The following is a 15,340-nucleotide window of genomic DNA, read 5'->3' as shown; positions in this document are numbered from 1 at the left end:
CTAAGGGTGCGCGCGGCGTCCCGCGAGGGCGCCGAGTGCCCGCAGTACGGCGCTGCGGCCGGCCCGGGGGACCGTCCACAGCACCTGGCCGCGGACGCCCCACGCGGCGAGCAGGGCCCCGGCCGCCAGGAAGCCGGTGGTGGCGGCGCGTTCCATGAGGGCGACCGGGAGGTCGCAGCGGATCGCGTCGCCGGCCAGGGTGATCCGCGGGTGGGGCGTGCGCACCCCGGGGCGCCGGTGGTGGGAGCCGACCGGGAACAGCGGGCAGTCCGCCCGCCATTCGTGCCGGGCGTCGACCACGCGCGCCCGGCTCGTCTCCGGGTACACCTGGTGCAGCCGGTCGACGAGCATGTCCTGCACCTCCCGCCGGCGCGCGCCGGGGTCGACGGCGTAGGCGTGCAGTTCCACCACCGAGCCGTGGTGGCGGGCGGCCCAGCGGGCGGCCTCGCCCTCATAGCGCTCCAGGACGCTGACGTTGTCCAGTCCGCCGTACCCGCTGGTGCCGAGGAATCCGGCGCGGTCGGCGCGGACCGGGCGGTCCAGCCAGAGCCGGGAGACGAGGAACGGCGGGGCGGTGCGCAGGGCGGCGACGTCCTCGCGCCAGGCGGCGGTGCCCAGGCCGGGCGACGCGGCGACGACCTCGCGCAGGGCCCCGGGGTCGAGGGCGAGCACGGCCGCGTCGTGGCGGTCCGCGCCGGCGTCGGTGCGCACCTCCGCTCCCGTGCCGTCGTGCGGACGGACGCCGTGCACGGGGGTGCCGGTGCGCACGACCGTGCCGTGACGCCGGAGGTAGTCGCCGAGCGGCTCCCAGAGCGCCTGCGGGAAGGGGTCGTTCGGCACGTCGAAGAGCAGGCCCTCGGCGGAACCGAGGAAGTAGATGTGGAACATCAGCAGCAGTTCCGCGGCGGACAGTTCGCGCGGGTCGGCGAAGAAGCTGCGCGAGAAGACCTCGAACGCCAGGTGGTGGGCGGCCTCGGGGAAGCGGACGCGTTCCAGGAAACGGGCGGCGCTGACGCCGTCGTGGCGTGCGTAGACCTCGGGCACCCGGACGTCGAGCAGCGGGAGCGCCGCCCGGGCGTCCATGGCCGCCAGGTCCCGCCAGCCGAAGGTGGGGCTCAGGGCGACGAATCCGAGCGCGCTGAACGGCGGGGTCCGCGGCACCCGGGCGAAGCTGTCGGTCAGGCCGCCGCTGTGCCGCAGGGGGTAGTCGGGGAGCGGGGTGAGCCGTTCGAGGCCGGGGTCGGTCCGCCGCAGCAGGCCGCGCAGGTTGTAGTACTGGCGGAAGAAGGCGTGGAATCCGCGGCTCATGGTCACCACGGAGCCGTCGGCCAGGCGGGTGCGGTGGCCGGCGAGGCGGCCGCCGAGCGTGTCCTGCGCCTCGTAGAGGGTCACGCGGGCGCCGCGTTCGGCCAGCAGGGTGGCCGCGGCGAGACCGGCGATCCCGCCGCCGACGACGGCGACGCGCGGCGCGTCCGCCCGCCCGAACCGGTCCCGGCCCGGCGCGGGCACCACCACCTCGGCCTTGCGGTCGCGGCCCCGCCGGTGCGCCGTGCGCGCGCGGGCGTTCACCGGGCTCCCTCCCCCGCGGCGACGGCGCCGTTGGAGGCGAGGAAGGTGTGCACGATGCCGGTCTGCCAGCCGGCGACGGGGACGGCCCGCACCCCGGTGAAGCCCGCGCGCGCGAGGCGGCCGGTGAAGGCGGGGGCGGTGTCGAAGGCGAGGACGCTGCGCCACAGGTGGTGGTACAGGGCGCGGTCGCCGCCGAGCGTGCCCGCCGGGACGACGATCCCCCGGCAGACGGCCGTCCACAGGGCGCGGTGCACCGGCGAGCCGCTGAGGCTGTACTCGTGGACGGCGAGGCGTCCGCCCGGCCGCAGCAGGCCCCGGACGGCCGCGAGGAGCCGGTCCGGGTCGGTGACGTTGCGCAGCAGGTAGGCGGCGAACACCGCGTCGTACGGGCCGTCGCCGGCCGTGGCCGCGTCCTCGGCGGTCCGGTGCAGGAAGCGCACCTGCGCGGGCCACCGTTTGGCCCGGGCACGCCGCAGCATGCCCGCGGAGGCGTCGACGGCGGTGATCCTGGCGCGTGGCACGGCCCGCAGCAGGGCCCGGGTGGAGGCGCCGGTGCCGCAGCCGAGGTCGAGGACGTGCAGTCCGGCTCCGTCGGCGGGCAGCCGCAGCCGGCGGGCCGAGCGGAGCAGGTCGGTGCGGTAGCCGGGGTTGAGGGCCGTGAGGCGGTCGTAGGTGTGCGAGGCGTGGTCGAAGGCGCGTGCCAGTTCGTGGTCGCGCAGCAGGGTCATGAGGGGTTCTCTCCGATGGCTGGGGCGGGGCGGCGGGGCAGGAAGGGGAGTTCGATCGCGGTGCGCAGCATGGGCCCGACGGGGGTGCGCCGTCCGATGCCCCACTCCTCCCGGGGCGAGGTGGCGCCGTCGAGGAAGCGCAGCAGGCGTTCCGGGGGCGTGTGCCGGAACAGGCGGGTGAAGAAGTCGGGGCCGTCGACACGTCCGGTGTCCAGGGCCCGCAGCAGGACGGCGTCCATGGCCAGGGCCCGCCGCCCGTGGGGTGCGGGCACCGTGCCCCGCCCGTCCCGCAGGGCGGCGGCGATGGCCCTGCTCTGCCGCTGCGCGGCGGCGAAGGTGTAGCCGGTGGCCGGGCGGGTGGCGCCGCCCGCCGTCCCGATGCGGAAGACGGCGGGGCCGGCCCGCCGGGGGAAGCGCGCGTCGGTCATGGGGATCGCGCCCTGCTCCGCGGCTTCCACGGTGAACGCGCCGAGGCGCAGGATCTCGCGGCTGTAGTGGGCGAGCGCCGCCTCGTAGGCGGCGGTGGTCAGCGGCGTCCGGGAGAACCGGGTGTACTCCACGAGCGCCCGGTCGGGGGCCAGCGGCAGGACGTAGCCGAAGGCGAGCCCGTGGTCCGGCTGCGGCACCCGGAAGTCCATCAGGTCGGCGACCGCGGGATCGAAGCGGTCCGTGTCCGTGCGCACGAACCAGCCGCGGAAGTGCTGCACCAGGTGGGTCCGGGCCGGGGGCAGCGCGGGCAGCGGGCGGGAGTCGAACACGTGGCGGGCGCGCAGCGTCAGCGTCCGTCCGTCCGGCGTCGTGCAGCGGACCTCCGCTCCGCCGGGCACGTCGCGCACCGTGTCCGCCGTCGCGCGCAGGATCCGCCCGCCGGGGGACGCGGCCAGCCGGGAGTGCACCAGCCGTTCGAAGGCCGTGGAGCGCAGCATGCGGTAGCGCAGCGGCGCCGGGTCGACGGTGATCTCCTCGCCGTCGGCGCCGTGGACGCGCAGCCGGGACCAGGAGGCGGTGACCGCCTCGTCGAAGTCGCCGGCGCCCCGTTCCCAGTAGCACCAGGTGCGCTCGGGCGGGCGTGCCGGGCCGTCGGGCGGTTCCACGACGGTCACCGTGGTGGAGCCGGTCTCCGTCAGCCGGTGGGCGAGGCCGAGGCCGGCCGCGCCGCCGCCGAGGACGACCACCTCGGGGTCGGTGGCGGGGTGTGCGGGGCGCCGGTTCGCCGCGCCCGCCGTCCGACGGCGGACGTGTCCGGTCCGCGCACCGCCGATGTCCATGCTCACTCCGGGCCCACGAGGTCGACGAGTCTGCTGTCTTCAGCATCTCTTCCGGGCGCCGGGCGGTCATGGATGCGCCCGGTCCGGTCGACGCCGTGTCGGCCGGACGGTCCGCGGGTCACGCCGGCGGATCGTGCCCCCGGTTCACGAGCGCGGGCCGTCACCCGGGGGCCCTGCACCGCCCGGGGGCCGCGGGGCGGGACGCCCCCGGAGGCGCGCGGCGTGCGTGCACACGTGCGTGCGCAGGTGTGCCGGTGGCCGTCGTCCTTCCGCACCGCGCACAGTGCGCCGTGCGCCGGGGCGATCCGGTGCCGCCTCTCCGGGGGTGCGGGCTCCCCGGCCGTGTCTCGGCCCGGGCGGGGTGGTTCAGGGGCGGGCCAGGGGGTTGGGCAGGGGCAGGTAGCGGGCGTCGGCGCCGTCCGCACCGGTCCAGCGCAGCAGGAGGTTCGTCTTGCCGGGCAGCGTGGGCGCGGTGAGCAGGGCGCGGGCCTCGGGGAGGTCGTGGCGGGCCAGCTCGCGGCGGACGGCGGGCCACGGGTCCCAGCCGGGGCGCCGTTCGGCCAGGGCGGCGGCGACCTCGGCGAGGTGGTTGACGACCAGGCAGTACACGAGCCGCTCCCAGCCGGCGGCGCGGGGCACGTCCGGCAGCAGCTTGACGCCCTCCGCGTCCCGGAACAGGGCCTGCACCGGCGTGCCGCCGGCGTCCACGGCGACCAGCGTGTTCTGGAGGTGGGCCTCCAGGACGACGCCGTGGCCGGCGAAGGCCGCCAGCGCCGGCGGCACGACGGCGGCGAGGTACGCCTCCCACCAGGCCGCCGGGTCCGCCACGCCGGACAGGGGGCCGGCCGACCCGTCGGGGCGGCCCTCCACGAGGCTCGCGGCGAGCAGCGGGGTGGCGCCGGGCAGGAGGTGGCCGCGCAGGCCGTCGCGGACCACGACGGCCAGCTCCTCGAAGGCGAACGCGGCGGTCCGCCAGCCGCGGTCGCCGAGCCAGGCGGCGCGGCCGCCGGCCCGTGCGAAGGCGCGCGTGACCGCCGCGTCGGTCCGGCGGAGCCTCAGCAGGTCGTGGCGCCACAGCCGGCGGATGTCGTTGGTGATGCGCACGTCGAGGCTGAACTTCAGGAACAGGTCCCGTTCGGGGGCGTACACCGTGCGCACGGCGGCCGTGGGCCAGGCCTCGAACGCGGTGGCGCCGAGCCGGACCAGGCGCCCGTCCGCGAAGGCCGGCGCGAGGGCGCGGCGCGCCAGGTCGAGCTGCCAGGGGTGGGCGGGCAGCAGCCGGTAGCCGGCCGGGGCCTCGCCGAGGGCGTCCAGCGCGGAGGTGTCGCCCTCCTCGACGGCCAGGTCCGCGCGCAGGCCGAGGAGGACGAGCGGGAAGCGGGCGTGCGCCTCCGGGGCGTACGGCAGCCAGCCGGCGGCGGGGCCGTCGCCGCGCGCCTTGGGGGCGGGGTGGTGGGGATGGCCGGTGACGAGGGACTGCTCGGAGCGCAGGTACGGGTCGTCCGGCGGGACGGCACGCGCGCGTGCGGTGAGCAGGGCGGCCACCGCGTCCCTGCTCGCGAGCATCTCGGCGGGGAGCTCGTGGTTGGCGAGGCCGGTGTGCCGGCGCAGTTCCTCGGCGACCAGGGCGACCAGACCGCGGTGGTCGAGGCGGTGCCAGGCGCCGGCCGTGCGCACCTCCGGCTCGGCGGGGCGGCGGACGCCGCTGACGCGCAGCGGGCGGCCGGAGGGCAGCCGGTACACGGGCCGCCCGCCCCGCTCCGGCAGCGGTTCGGCCACCTCCCGCAGCAGGCAGTTCAGCAGCGGCGCGGCCGCGTGGGCGTCGGCGAGGCCGTCGACGCCCCCGGGCACGGTGCGGTCGGTCGGCGCCACGGCCCCGGCGGGCGGGGGGATGAGGTCCACGCGTCGTCCTCGTTCCCTACGGTTCATTCGGGCGGAGACGATCAGTATCGCGGTCGTCGCGGCCCCCCACGACGACCCGTGCGCACCCGAGGAGCCCGCCCGTGCACCGTCCCCCCGCCGCCGCGGCCGAGCTGGCCGCCGAGCTCGCCACCGTGCGCCCCGCGCTCGGCCCGCGGTTCGCGGCCGCCCTGCCCGGCGCCCGCGCGGCCGTGCTGACCCGGCTGTGGCGGGCGCTCGCCCACGAGCCGCTGCCCTGGATCACGCGCCGCGAGCCGGGCCGGGAGGGCCTGACGCTGCACCTGGCCGACGGCCGCCGCCTGCACGGCCCGCGGCCCGACCCGTACGCGACCGACGCGTACGTGGGCGCCGTGCGGCTGGACGGGGCGGCCGGCGCCGGACGGGTGCACGACGATCCCGCGCGGCTGATGACGGACCTCGCGGTGCCGCACGGTGAGGGCTTCGCCGCCGAACTCGACCACAGCACGGCGTCGTTGGCGCTGTCCCGGGCCGGGCAGGAACCGGCCGGCGATCACCCGGACGAGTGGCCCGCGCACGACTGGGAGTGGGAGCAGCGGGTGGTCGACGGGCACCCGTACCATCCCAACTGCCGTTCCCGGCCGGGCTTCTCGGTGGCCGAGCAGCTGGCGTACGCGCCGGAGCACCGGCCGCCCGCGGTGCGGCTGGGGCTGCTGCCGGTGCCGGCCGGCGAGTGCCTGGTCTCGGGGGTGTGGCCGTCCGCGCTGCGGGACGCCGGGCGGCTGGTGATCCCGGTGCACCCGTGGCAGGCGCGGCACGTGCTGAAGCGGTCGTGCGAGGAGGGGCTCGCGGCGCATCCGCTGATGTCGCTGCGCACGCTCGCGCTGCCCGGCGGGCCGCACGTGAAGACCGCGGTGAGCGCCCGGCTGACGTCCTCGGTGCGGGACATCTCCGTCGGGTCGGTCACCTCCTCCGCGGCCCTGTCGGCGTTCGGGGAGGCGCTGGCGGACCACACGGACGGCCTGCTGCGCACGACCCGCACGCTGGGCGCGGTCACCGCCCGCTCCCCCGACCTCGCGGCCGTGGTGCGCGAGTCGCCCGCCGTCCACGCGGGGCCGGGTGAGCACGTCGTCCCGGTGGCCGCCCTCGCCGCCACCGGACTGCCCGCGTCGGCCGGCTGGCCGGCGCGGTTCGCGCGGCTCGCGCTCACCGCCGGGCTGCGGCTGCTGGAGCTGGGCGTGGCGCTGGAGGCGCACGGGCAGAACCTGCTGGTCGTGCTGTCGGCCTCGGGGGACCCGCTGCGGCTGGTCTACCGGGATCTCGCCGACATCCGGGTCAGCCCGGCCCGGCTGGCCCGGCACGGTCTGCCGCGGCCGCGGCTGCCGGAGCGGATCCTCACCGACGACGTGCGGGCGCTGCGGCGCAAGCTGTTCGGTTCGCTGGTGGCGGGCGCGCTGGCGGGCCTCACGGGGAGCCGGGAGGGGCTGCGGGCGGCGTTGGAGGCGGCCGTACGGGAGGTGCCGGGCACGGCGGACCTGACGGCGCTGTGCGAGGAGCCGCTGCCGGTGAAGGCGCTGACGCTGATGCGCCTGTCGCCCGGGGGCGCCGGTGACCGGTGGACGGAACTGCCCAACCCCCTGGTGTCCGAAGCGGGATGACGAGCGGTGGGACCCCGCTTTGTGGCGGGACACCTCTGATCAATAGGATCCGCCGATGATCAGAACACAACGGCTGGCGGCGGGTGCGTGCGCCCTGCTCGCCGCGCTCGCGGCCGGGATCGCGTTCCCGTCCGGGGCGGTCGCCGACGAGACCACAGCCAGCGCGCCGAAGGTCGACCTGGTCCTCGACGTCAGCGGCTCGATGCGGACGAAGGACATCGACGGCGGGACGCGGATGGCCGCGGCCAAGCAGGCGTTCAACGAGGTGCTGGACGCCACGCCCGAAACCGTCCTCCTCGGCATCCGCACCCTCGGCGCGAACTACCCCGGGGACGACCGGAAGACCGGCTGCAAGGACACCGCGCAGCTCTACCCGGTCGGCCCGCTGGACCGCACGGAGGCCAAGACGGCGGTGGCGACCCTGTCGCCGACCGGCTGGACGCCGATCGGCCCGGCGCTGCTGAAGGCGGCCGACGACCTCGAGGGCGGCACCGGCTCCAAGCGCATCGTGCTGATCAGCGACGGCGAGGACACCTGCGCACCGCTCGACCCGTGCGAGGTGGCCCGGGAGATCGCGGCCAAGGGCATCGGCCTGACCATCGACACCCTCGGCCTGGTGCCCAACACCAAGATGCGCCAGCAGCTCAGCTGCATCGCCGAGGCCACGGGCGGCACGTACACCTCGGTGGAGCACGCCGACGAACTCACCGACAAGGTCAACCAGTTGGTGGACCGCGCCGCCGACCCGGTGGTGACCCCGGTCGCCACGCAGGGCGCGGACTCCTGCGCGAAGGCGCCGACGCTGAAGTCGGGTCTGTACACCGACCGCGAGGAGTTCGGCCAGGAGCGCTGGTACCGGGTCGACGTCGACCCGGGCCAGGAGCTGCGCGCCTCGGTGAGCGTGTCGGCGGACCGGACCGTGAACCCCGACTACGGGGTGCTGCTGCGGGCGGTCACCGTGCACGACCGGGAGATCGTGCGCGGCGAGGCGGCGGGCCTCGGCCGTACGGACGTCATCTCGACCGGTCTGCGCTACCCGAAGGCGGAGAGCGACGACGACGGGGCGCCGGCCGAGACGGTGTGCCTCCAGGTGACCCACTCCTTCTCGGCGGCCGCCGGCGTGAAGACCACGCCCGGCATGCCGCTGGAGCTGACCGTGGACGTCGTCGACGGCCCGTCGCAGGCGAGCGACGTGGCCTCCTTCGGTCTCGGCCGCGGCTGGTGGCTGCTCGGCGCCCTGGTGCTGGCCGGCTTCCTCGCGGGTCTGGTGTGGGGCTGGCTGTCGCGCTGGCGTGTCGCGGTCTGGAGGACCAACTGATGCGGATCACACGGGTGATGGGCGCGGCCCTGCTGGCGCTCGGGGTGGCGGCCGGCCCGGCCGCCGCCGACTCGACCCCCTCCGCGAGCCCGTCGGGTGACGGCTCCGCGCCGACCGAGGCGGGCACGTCGTTCCGTACGGCGACGGAGGTCGACCAGGGGCAGACGGCCACCGCGAGCGGCTCGGCCGGCGACTACCTGTACTGGTCGTTCCCGGCCGACGCCCTGCAGCGCCCGACCGTCACGGCGAAGGTGAAGCTGCCGCAGGAACACACCGGGCAGACCTGGCAGGTCGACGTGTACGACGGCCTGCGCCGCCGGCAGGCCTGCCAGTACGGCGCCCAGACGCGCACCGCCGCCGCGGGCGCCGCCTCGGTCGAGCTGGCCTGCGTGCTGCGCACGGTCCGCGCCTGGTCGGAGCCGTGGGCCGACGACCCGCTGCCGGGCACGTACTACGTGCGCCTCACGGCCGTCGGCCTGAAGACGGCGGACCTCGGTCTGCCGGTGGCGGCCGAACTGCGGGTGACCTCCAAGGACATCGGCGGGTCGGCGGCGGTGGACGGCTCGCTCGCCGAGCCGCTGGTGCCGGGCGTCGCGGTCGCGTCGGCGACCGAGGAGGACGACGAGGACTCGGCTTCCGCCGTGCTGTCGAGCATCGAGCCGGACGACGGCTGGTCGTCCGGCTGGTGGTCGGACCGCTGGGTGTGGACGGCGGTGGGCGGTGTGCTGGCCGCGCTCGCCGGGATCGGCGGATACGCGCTGACGCGCGGGGCGGGACGGCCGTCCCGGGTGCCGCCGGGCGCCTGACACCGGCCCCTCGCCGGGAGACCGTGACGGCTCACGGCTTCCGACGGTCCGTCGGAAGGCCCACCGCGGTGACGCGGTGGGCCTTCTCGCCCCTCCACGCCCGGCGCCTCCCGCGGCCGCCCGCGGTTCCCGCGCCCCGCGGCTGCCGCGGCCCCCGCCTCCGGCAGCCTCACACCTCCCGGGGCCACCCGCCCCCCGCGGCCCCGCGGTTCCCCGCCCCGCGGCCCCGCGGTTCCCCGCCCCGCGGCCCCGGGCCTCACGCCTCCCGCAGCGCCTTGGCGAGCGTGCCGTCGCCGGTCACGTCGATCCGCCCGGCCCGCACCGCGTCCCGCAGCCCCCACTCGCCCTGCGCCAGCGCGGTACAGGTGGCGACGTCCAGGGCGAGCCGTGCGTCGGGCTCCGCCGGGGCGGCCCCGTCGCCGTACACGGGCCCGTCCCCCGCGCCCACGAAGAGGTGGAAGACGCCCTCGTCCAGCCGGACTTCGACGAGTCCCTCCTCGCCCTCGAGGGCGCGCAGCAGGGGCAGCGCGAACCAGTGCGCGCGGACGGCGTCGGTGGGCCGCCGCTCCCCCAGCTCCGCCTGCCCCCACTCCCCGAGCGCCTGGAGGACGGGCAGCAGCTCCCGCCCGCGGTCCGTGACCTCGTACACGGAGGCCGCGCCGGGCGGGGGCAGCCGTCGGCGGGTGGCGAGCCCGTCGCGCTCCATGTCCTTCAGCCGCGAGGCGAGTACGTCCGTGCTGACGCCCGGCAGGTCGGCGTGCAGGTCCGTGTAGCGGCGCGGCCCGGCGAGCAACTCCCGGACGATCAGCAGGGTCCAGCGGTCGCCGACGACGTCGAGCGCGCGGGCGGCGGAACAGTACTGGTCGTAGCTTCGGCGACGAGACATGCGAGGCAGTCTAGACATGTCGTTGGACTTTCCAAGCTGGAACTTGGTAAAACCAAGCACCACCAGATACCGGAGGGACGCATGGAGTTCCGGCAGTCGAACAAGCTCAGCGAGGTCTGTTACGAGATCCGCGGCCCGGTGATCGAGCACGCCAACGCGCTGGAGGAGGCGGGCCACAGCGTGCTGCGCCTGAACACCGGCAACCCGGCCCTCTTCGGCTTCGAGGCGCCGGAGGAGATCCTCCAGGACATGATCCGGATGCTGCCGAAGGCGCACGGCTACACCGACTCGCGCGGCGTCCTCTCCGCCCGCCGCGCCGTGGCCCAGCGCTACCAGGACCGGGGCCTGGAGGTCGACGTCGACGACGTCTTCCTCGGCAACGGCGTCTCCGAGCTGGTCTCCATGGCCGTACAGGCCCTGGTGGAGGACGGCGACGAGATCCTGATCCCCGCCCCGGACTTCCCGCTGTGGACGGCCGTCACCACGCTCGCCGGCGGCAAGGCGGTGCACTACCTCTGCGACGAACAGGCCGACTGGTACCCGGACCTGGACGACATGGCGTCGAAGATCACCGACCGCACGAAGGCGGTCGTGATCATCAACCCGAACAACCCCACCGGGGCCGTCTACCCGAAGGAGATCGTCGAGGGCATCCTCGACCTCGCCCGCCGGCACGGCCTGATGGTCTTCGCCGACGAGATCTACGACCAGATCCTCTACGACGACGCCGTGCACCACTCGGCCGCCGCGCTCGCGCCGGACCTGGTGGTCCTGACCTTCTGCGGTCTGTCGAAGACGTACCGCGTGGCGGGCTTCCGCTCGGGCTGGCTGGTCGTCACCGGGCCCAAGCAGCACGCCAGGGACTACCTGGAGGGCCTCACCATGCTGGCCTCCATGCGGCTGTGCGCCAACGCGCCCGCCCAGTACGCCATCCAGGCCGCGCTCGGCGGCCGCCAGTCCGTCCGCGACCTCACCGCGCCGGGCGGCAGGCTCCACGAGCAGCGGAACGTGGCCTGGGAGAAGCTCAACGAGATCCCGGGCGTGTCGTGCGTGAAGCCCAAGGGCGCGCTGTACGCGTTCCCGAGGATCGACCCCGAGGTGCACCCGATCCACGACGACGAGAAGTTCGTCCTGGACCTGCTGCTGCGGGAGAAGATCCAGGTGGTCCAGGGCACCGGCTTCAACTGGCCCGCGCCGGACCACTTCCGCATCCTCACCCTTCCGCACGCGGAGGACCTGGAGGCGGCGATCGGGCGGATCGGGCGCTTCCTGGGCGGGTACCGCCAGTGACCTCTCGTAGCCTGGGACCATGGGTGATCTTTTCCTCGTCCGGCACGGCGAGACCGAGTGGTCGCGCTCCGGCCGGCACACCGGATCCACGGACGTCCCGCTCACCGAGCACGGCCGGGACGAGGCGCGGCGGCTGGTGCCGCTGATCCGTTCGCACCGGATCGGGGCCGCGTTCGTCAGCCCGCTGCAGCGGGCCCGGGAGACGGCTGACCTGATCGGGCTCGGGACGCACGGGACACGGGTCGACGCCGACCTGCGGGAGTGGGACTACGGCGGGTACGAGGGCGTGACCACCGTCGAGATCCAGCGTGAGCGGCCGGGCTGGTTCCTGTTCACGGACGGGGTGGCGCCGGGGCCGCCGGAGCATCCCGGGGAGACGCCGGAGCAGGTCGGCGAGCGGGCCGACCGGATGCTGGCCAAGGTGGACGCGGCGCTCGCCAACACCGAGGGGTGCGTGGTGCTGGTGGCGCACGGGCACTTCCTGCGGGTCCTCACGGCACGCCGGCTCGGGCTGCCGCCGGCCGCGGGCGCCCTGTTCCAGCTGGCGACCGGGACGGTGTGCCGGCTGGGCACGGAGCACGGACGGCCGGTGATCGCCGGGTGGAACATCCGGCCGGAAGGCTGACGCCCCCTGCGGCGCGGCGGTCCCGGCGACCTGGCGGCGCGCGGGCCCCCACGGCCCGCCGCCCGCCGAGGGCCCGCCGCCCCTGTCGGTACGACGGCCCCGAGGCCGTGACGGTCCCGGCGGCACGACGGCCCACGAGGGCGTCGCGGCCGGGCGGCGTGACGCTCCTGGCGGCTTCCCCCGCCCGGGGTCCGGCCGGGCCGGAGTTGTCAGACCCCCGTCGTAGCCTTCGAAGCGGTGGGACGACCCGATCCGGACCGCCGGGAAGGAGCACGCCGTGACCCGACCGCCGACCGCCGCCCAGCGGCGTGTCATCGACGCCGCCGACCCCGCCACCGGACGCCTCAGGGGCACGCAGGCACAGCTCGCGGCGCTGGTCGGGCGAGGACTCGCCTTCCGGCACCCGCGCCCGCCGCACGACCACTTCCTGACCCCGGCCGGGCACCGCATACGGGAGGCGGCGCCCGGACCGGCCGCCGCCGGGGCCCCCGAGGCGGAGGCGGACACCGGCGTGTTCGCCGCGCGGACCGGGGGCGAGGAACGGCCGGACACCCGGCCGTCCCGCGCGCGGGAGGTGCGCAGCGCCTGGCAAGGGCTCCTCGAGCTGCGCCGGATGACCAACCCGGACGGCGCCGTGGACCGGCCGTGCGGCTGGGAGCGCACGCATCTGGTGCGGGCCGCCGCGCTCGCCCTGGAGGCCGCCGGGCACCACCCGGCCGGACCGGACGGCGACGGCTACCGGGTGCGCGCGACCCCGCAGCCGGAGGCCGTCGCCGTGCACGGACCGGACGACGGGACGCTGCGGGCCTGCGCGGCGACCCTGGAGAAGGCGGGCTGGCAGGTCGGCGAGCACACCGATCCCCGCCGGAGGGACCGCTATCTGCTGGCTTCCCCCCGCCGCGCGTGAGGGACGTGCCAAGATCGGGGCAGGAAGGGATCGATGGCCATGGCATCGGTTCCCGTCGACGAGAAGAAGGAAGCAATGAGCGAGCCGTTCTCCGTCCGGGTCACCGTCCGCGGCTACGAGACCGACGTCCAGGGCCACGTGAACCAGAGCGTGTACATCAACTACGCCGAGCACGCGCGCTGGTCGCTGCTCCGGGCGGCGGGCATCACCCAGGCCGGCCTGATCGGCCGGGGCATCGGACCGGTCGCCCTGGAGACCACCATCCGCTACCGGCGCGAACTGCTCGCCGGCGACGAGGTGGACGTGACGTGCGCCTTCGAGTGGGGCGGCGGCAAGACGTTCCGCATCGAGCAGGTCATCCGCAGGACGGACGGCACGGTGGCCGCCGAACTGACGGCGGTCGGCGGGCTGCTGGACCTCAAGGAGCGGCGGATGGTGGCGAACCCGCAGGACCGCTTCAAGGAACTGGCCACGGACCCCGGCCTGTTCGGACTGTAGGGACGTTCGGACCGCGGGGACGGCGGGACGCGGCCGACGCGCCCGCCGGCTCCGGCGCGTGCTCGGTGTCGTGGGCCGCCCGCGACGCGGCGACGTGGACCCGGTTGCGCTCGGCCCGGTCGGTGAGGCGTCGCAGGGGCTCGTGCGACTCGCGGGCGACCGGGGTGGGTTCGTGCTCCGCCTCCGGCGGCGCCGTCGGGTGGACGGTCCTCGTCACCGGCCCGTCGCGCAGCCCTGTCGGGTCCCCGACCGCCGTTGACTACGACGGTTCCCCGGCCGCCGTCCGCCGGACCGTCATGTCCAGTTGCAGGAAGGCGAGTTCCGGCAGCGCGGTCGACTTCGTCTGGAGCACGAGCAGCGCGATGTCCCCGGCGGGGTTCTTGACGCAGATCTCGCTGCCGTTCGCCGCCGCGGCCAGCGGCAGGCGGTGGCTGTCGGCGGAGCGGGTGAACAGACGGCAGTCGTCGAGGGTGGTCCCCGGCTCGCCGAACATCTGGACGAACACGCTGGTGTCGCTCTCCAGGGCGCAGCCGGCCTCCTCGCAGCCGAAGCGGATGTCCCCCTTGCGGTCCTCGCGCTGGACCGGCTCGTCGAAGCTCAGCGAGGTGTTCGCGTCCAGCTGCAGGAGGGGGTGCGCGACGGTCTGCGGTGACCGGGACGCGGCCGGGGAGGACCGCGACGCCCCCGGTGTCCCGCCGTCGGTCCCGGATCGCCCGCCACCGGCCCCCGCAGCCGACGCGGACGGCGGGGGCGACGCCGTCGACGACCGTGCGGACTCCTCCGGACCGGGCGTCGACGGTGCGCCCGCGACCCAGTCGCGGAAGCGGTCCCCCGCGTCCGTGACCGTCCAGGTCAGGCCCGTCAGGACCAGCGCCCCCGCCGTCACGGCCGCGGTCGTGATCAGCGCGGCACGCCGTCCGCGCGTCCGGCGCGCGTCCGGCGCCGTCGGCTGCGGTCGCGTGACGGTCGACGGCGCCGTACGCACCAGGGTGGGGTCGGGGACCGGAGCCGGGACCGTCACCTCCGGCCCCGTGACCTCCCGCCAGACGGCCGGCCCCGCGCCCGCGTCCGCGCCCAGCCGCTGCCGGCACCGTTCGACGATCTCGGCCGGGGTGGCCCGCTCCTCCGGGACGGCGGCCAGGCACCGGGCGATCAGCGGACGGAGCTGCTCGGGCAGACCGGACAGGTCGGGCTCCGCGTGCACGATCCGGTACAGCACGCCCACCGCGGAACCGTCCCCGTACAGCGGCCGGCCCAGCGCCGCGAACGCCGCCGTCTGGCCGAGCGCGAAGACGTCGGTCGCCGCCGTGACCTCACCTCCGGACGCCTGCTCGGGAGCCATGAAGTGGGGCGTGCCGACGGTGGAGCCCGTGGCGGTGTGGGAGCTGAGGTCGGAGGCCAGCGAGATGCCGAAGTCGATCACCCGTGGCCCGTCGGCGGCCAGCAGCACGTTCGACGGCTTCAGGTCCCGGTGCACGATGCCCGCGCCGTGGATGGCCTGCAGTGCCTCGGCCACCCCCGCGATCAGCCGCAGCACCGCCGGCACCGGCAGCGGGCCGCCCCGGGCGACGGCCTCCGTCAGGGAGGGCCCGGGCACGTACAGCGTGGCCGACCAGGGCGGTACGCCGTCCGCGTCGGCGTCGATCAGCTCGGCGGTGTACGCGCCCCGGACCCGCCGGGCCGCCTGCACCTCCCGGCGGAACCGCCGCCGGAAGGCCGGATCGTCGGCCAGCTCCGGCCGTACCACCTTGATCGCCACCGGCCGGCCGCCCGGCGTGTACGACAAGTAGACCCGGCCCATGCCGCCCGCACCGAGCCGGGCCACGAGGCGGTAACCGGCCACGACGGGCGGATCGTCCGCCTGCAACGGCTGGAACACCTCTGTCGCGTTGTTCATCGGCCCGCTTCC

The 15,340-nt window shown here is 76.1% G+C and carries 13 protein-coding genes; 7 read left to right on the top strand and 6 right to left on the bottom strand.

What is annotated here, in order from left to right; translation table 11 throughout:
* The 4 genes from ACH4F6_RS03985 to ACH4F6_RS03970 all read right to left on the bottom strand — a co-directional run bounded on the left by ACH4F6_RS03985 (window position 1) and on the right by ACH4F6_RS03970 (window position 5,494).
* Window positions 1-1,569 carry an FAD-dependent oxidoreductase gene (locus tag ACH4F6_RS03985; protein ID WP_397958292.1) on the bottom strand — a complete coding sequence of 523 codons (1,569 nt, stop codon included), beginning with the start codon at window positions 1,567-1,569 and terminating at the stop codon, window positions 1-3.
* Window positions 1,566-2,297, bottom strand: coding sequence for a methyltransferase domain-containing protein (locus ACH4F6_RS03980; RefSeq protein ID WP_397958291.1), 732 nt, complete (start codon window positions 2,295-2,297; stop codon window positions 1,566-1,568). Before ACH4F6_RS03980 ends, ACH4F6_RS03985 begins: the two co-directional genes overlap by 4 nt.
* A complete protein-coding gene (locus ACH4F6_RS03975) occupies window positions 2,294-3,565 on the bottom strand; it encodes a lycopene cyclase family protein (protein WP_397958290.1) in 1,272 nt (423 codons plus the stop codon). The genes ACH4F6_RS03980 and ACH4F6_RS03975 overlap by 4 nt, the downstream gene beginning before the upstream one ends.
* 366 nt (window positions 3,566-3,931) lie before the next feature.
* Complete coding sequence (locus tag ACH4F6_RS03970; RefSeq protein WP_397958289.1) at window positions 3,932-5,494, bottom strand: IucA/IucC family protein; 1,563 nt, start codon at window positions 5,492-5,494, stop codon at window positions 3,932-3,934.
* Window positions 5,495-5,568: 74 nt separating this feature from the next.
* On the opposite strand from ACH4F6_RS03970, the gene ACH4F6_RS03965 reads away from it, so the two are divergent.
* Genes ACH4F6_RS03965 through ACH4F6_RS03955 form a run of 3 tightly spaced genes read left to right on the top strand, consistent with a single transcriptional unit; the run spans window position 5,569 to window position 9,225 of the window.
* Window positions 5,569-7,101: an IucA/IucC family protein gene (locus tag ACH4F6_RS03965; RefSeq protein ID WP_397958288.1), complete on the top strand. Its 1,533-nt coding sequence runs from the start codon at window positions 5,569-5,571 to the stop codon at window positions 7,099-7,101.
* Window positions 7,102-7,156: 55 nt separating this feature from the next.
* Complete coding sequence (locus ACH4F6_RS03960) at window positions 7,157-8,419, top strand: VWA domain-containing protein (protein WP_397958287.1); 1,263 nt, start codon at window positions 7,157-7,159, stop codon at window positions 8,417-8,419.
* Complete coding sequence (locus ACH4F6_RS03955) at window positions 8,419-9,225, top strand: hypothetical protein (RefSeq protein ID WP_397958286.1); 807 nt, start codon at window positions 8,419-8,421, stop codon at window positions 9,223-9,225. Before ACH4F6_RS03960 ends, ACH4F6_RS03955 begins: the two co-directional genes overlap by 1 nt.
* Window positions 9,226-9,481: 256 nt before the next feature.
* On the opposite strand, the gene ACH4F6_RS03950 is transcribed toward ACH4F6_RS03955, so the two are convergent.
* Window positions 9,482-10,111 carry a winged helix-turn-helix transcriptional regulator gene (locus ACH4F6_RS03950; RefSeq protein WP_397958285.1) on the bottom strand — a complete coding sequence of 210 codons (630 nt, stop codon included), beginning with the start codon at window positions 10,109-10,111 and terminating at the stop codon, window positions 9,482-9,484.
* An 81-nt stretch (window positions 10,112-10,192) separates the two neighbouring features.
* Here ACH4F6_RS03950 and ACH4F6_RS03945 point away from each other — a divergent pair, with 81 nt between their 5' ends.
* The 4 genes from ACH4F6_RS03945 (at window position 10,193) to ACH4F6_RS03930 (ending at window position 13,431) form a co-directional block, all read left to right on the top strand.
* Window positions 10,193-11,401, top strand: coding sequence for a pyridoxal phosphate-dependent aminotransferase (locus ACH4F6_RS03945; protein ID WP_397958284.1), 1,209 nt, complete (start codon window positions 10,193-10,195; stop codon window positions 11,399-11,401).
* Between the two features lie 19 nt (window positions 11,402-11,420).
* The gene (locus ACH4F6_RS03940) at window positions 11,421-12,026 is read left to right on the top strand and encodes a histidine phosphatase family protein (protein ID WP_397958283.1); all 606 of its coding nucleotides are present in this window, start codon (window positions 11,421-11,423) and stop codon (window positions 12,024-12,026) included.
* 277 nt (window positions 12,027-12,303) lie between these two features.
* Window positions 12,304-12,933, top strand: coding sequence for a hypothetical protein (locus ACH4F6_RS03935; RefSeq protein ID WP_397958282.1), 630 nt, complete (start codon window positions 12,304-12,306; stop codon window positions 12,931-12,933).
* A 75-nt stretch (window positions 12,934-13,008) separates the two neighbouring features.
* Window positions 13,009-13,431: an acyl-CoA thioesterase gene (locus ACH4F6_RS03930; protein ID WP_397958775.1), complete on the top strand. Its 423-nt coding sequence runs from the start codon at window positions 13,009-13,011 to the stop codon at window positions 13,429-13,431.
* A gap of 259 nt (window positions 13,432-13,690) precedes the next feature.
* Here ACH4F6_RS03930 and ACH4F6_RS03925 read toward each other — a convergent pair whose 3' ends face one another.
* Window positions 13,691-15,328 carry a serine/threonine-protein kinase gene (locus tag ACH4F6_RS03925; protein WP_397958281.1) on the bottom strand — a complete coding sequence of 546 codons (1,638 nt, stop codon included), beginning with the start codon at window positions 15,326-15,328 and terminating at the stop codon, window positions 13,691-13,693.
* Window positions 15,329-15,340 lie beyond the last annotated feature (12 nt).

The sequence above is a fragment of the Streptomyces sp. NPDC017936 genome (genome assembly GCF_044328485.1).
Lineage (GTDB): Bacteria > Actinomycetota > Actinomycetes > Streptomycetales > Streptomycetaceae > Streptomyces.
Note: the sequence above shows the minus strand (reverse complement) of the source record. Positions and strands in the feature narration are given on the sequence as shown.

Excerpts from the sequence above, each read along its gene's own strand:
- ACH4F6_RS03980 (WP_397958291.1), bottom strand. The coding sequence starts at position 2,297 with ATGACCCTGCTGCGCGACCACGAACTGGCACGCGCCTTCGACCACGCC.
- ACH4F6_RS03975 (WP_397958290.1), bottom strand. The coding sequence starts at position 3,565 with ATGGACATCGGCGGTGCGCGGACCGGACACGTCCGCCGTCGGACGGCG.
- ACH4F6_RS03970 (WP_397958289.1), bottom strand. The coding sequence starts at position 5,494 with ATGAACCGTAGGGAACGAGGACGACGCGTGGACCTCATCCCCCCGCCC.
- ACH4F6_RS03960 (WP_397958287.1), top strand. The coding sequence starts at position 7,157 with ATGATCAGAACACAACGGCTGGCGGCGGGTGCGTGCGCCCTGCTCGCC.
- ACH4F6_RS03955 (WP_397958286.1), top strand. The coding sequence starts at position 8,419 with ATGCGGATCACACGGGTGATGGGCGCGGCCCTGCTGGCGCTCGGGGTG.
- ACH4F6_RS03950 (WP_397958285.1), bottom strand. The coding sequence starts at position 10,111 with ATGTCTCGTCGCCGAAGCTACGACCAGTACTGTTCCGCCGCCCGCGCG.
- ACH4F6_RS03945 (WP_397958284.1), top strand. The coding sequence starts at position 10,193 with ATGGAGTTCCGGCAGTCGAACAAGCTCAGCGAGGTCTGTTACGAGATC.
- ACH4F6_RS03940 (WP_397958283.1), top strand. The coding sequence starts at position 11,421 with ATGGGTGATCTTTTCCTCGTCCGGCACGGCGAGACCGAGTGGTCGCGC.
- ACH4F6_RS03930 (WP_397958775.1), top strand. The coding sequence starts at position 13,009 with ATGAGCGAGCCGTTCTCCGTCCGGGTCACCGTCCGCGGCTACGAGACC.
- ACH4F6_RS03925 (WP_397958281.1), bottom strand. The coding sequence starts at position 15,328 with ATGAACAACGCGACAGAGGTGTTCCAGCCGTTGCAGGCGGACGATCCG.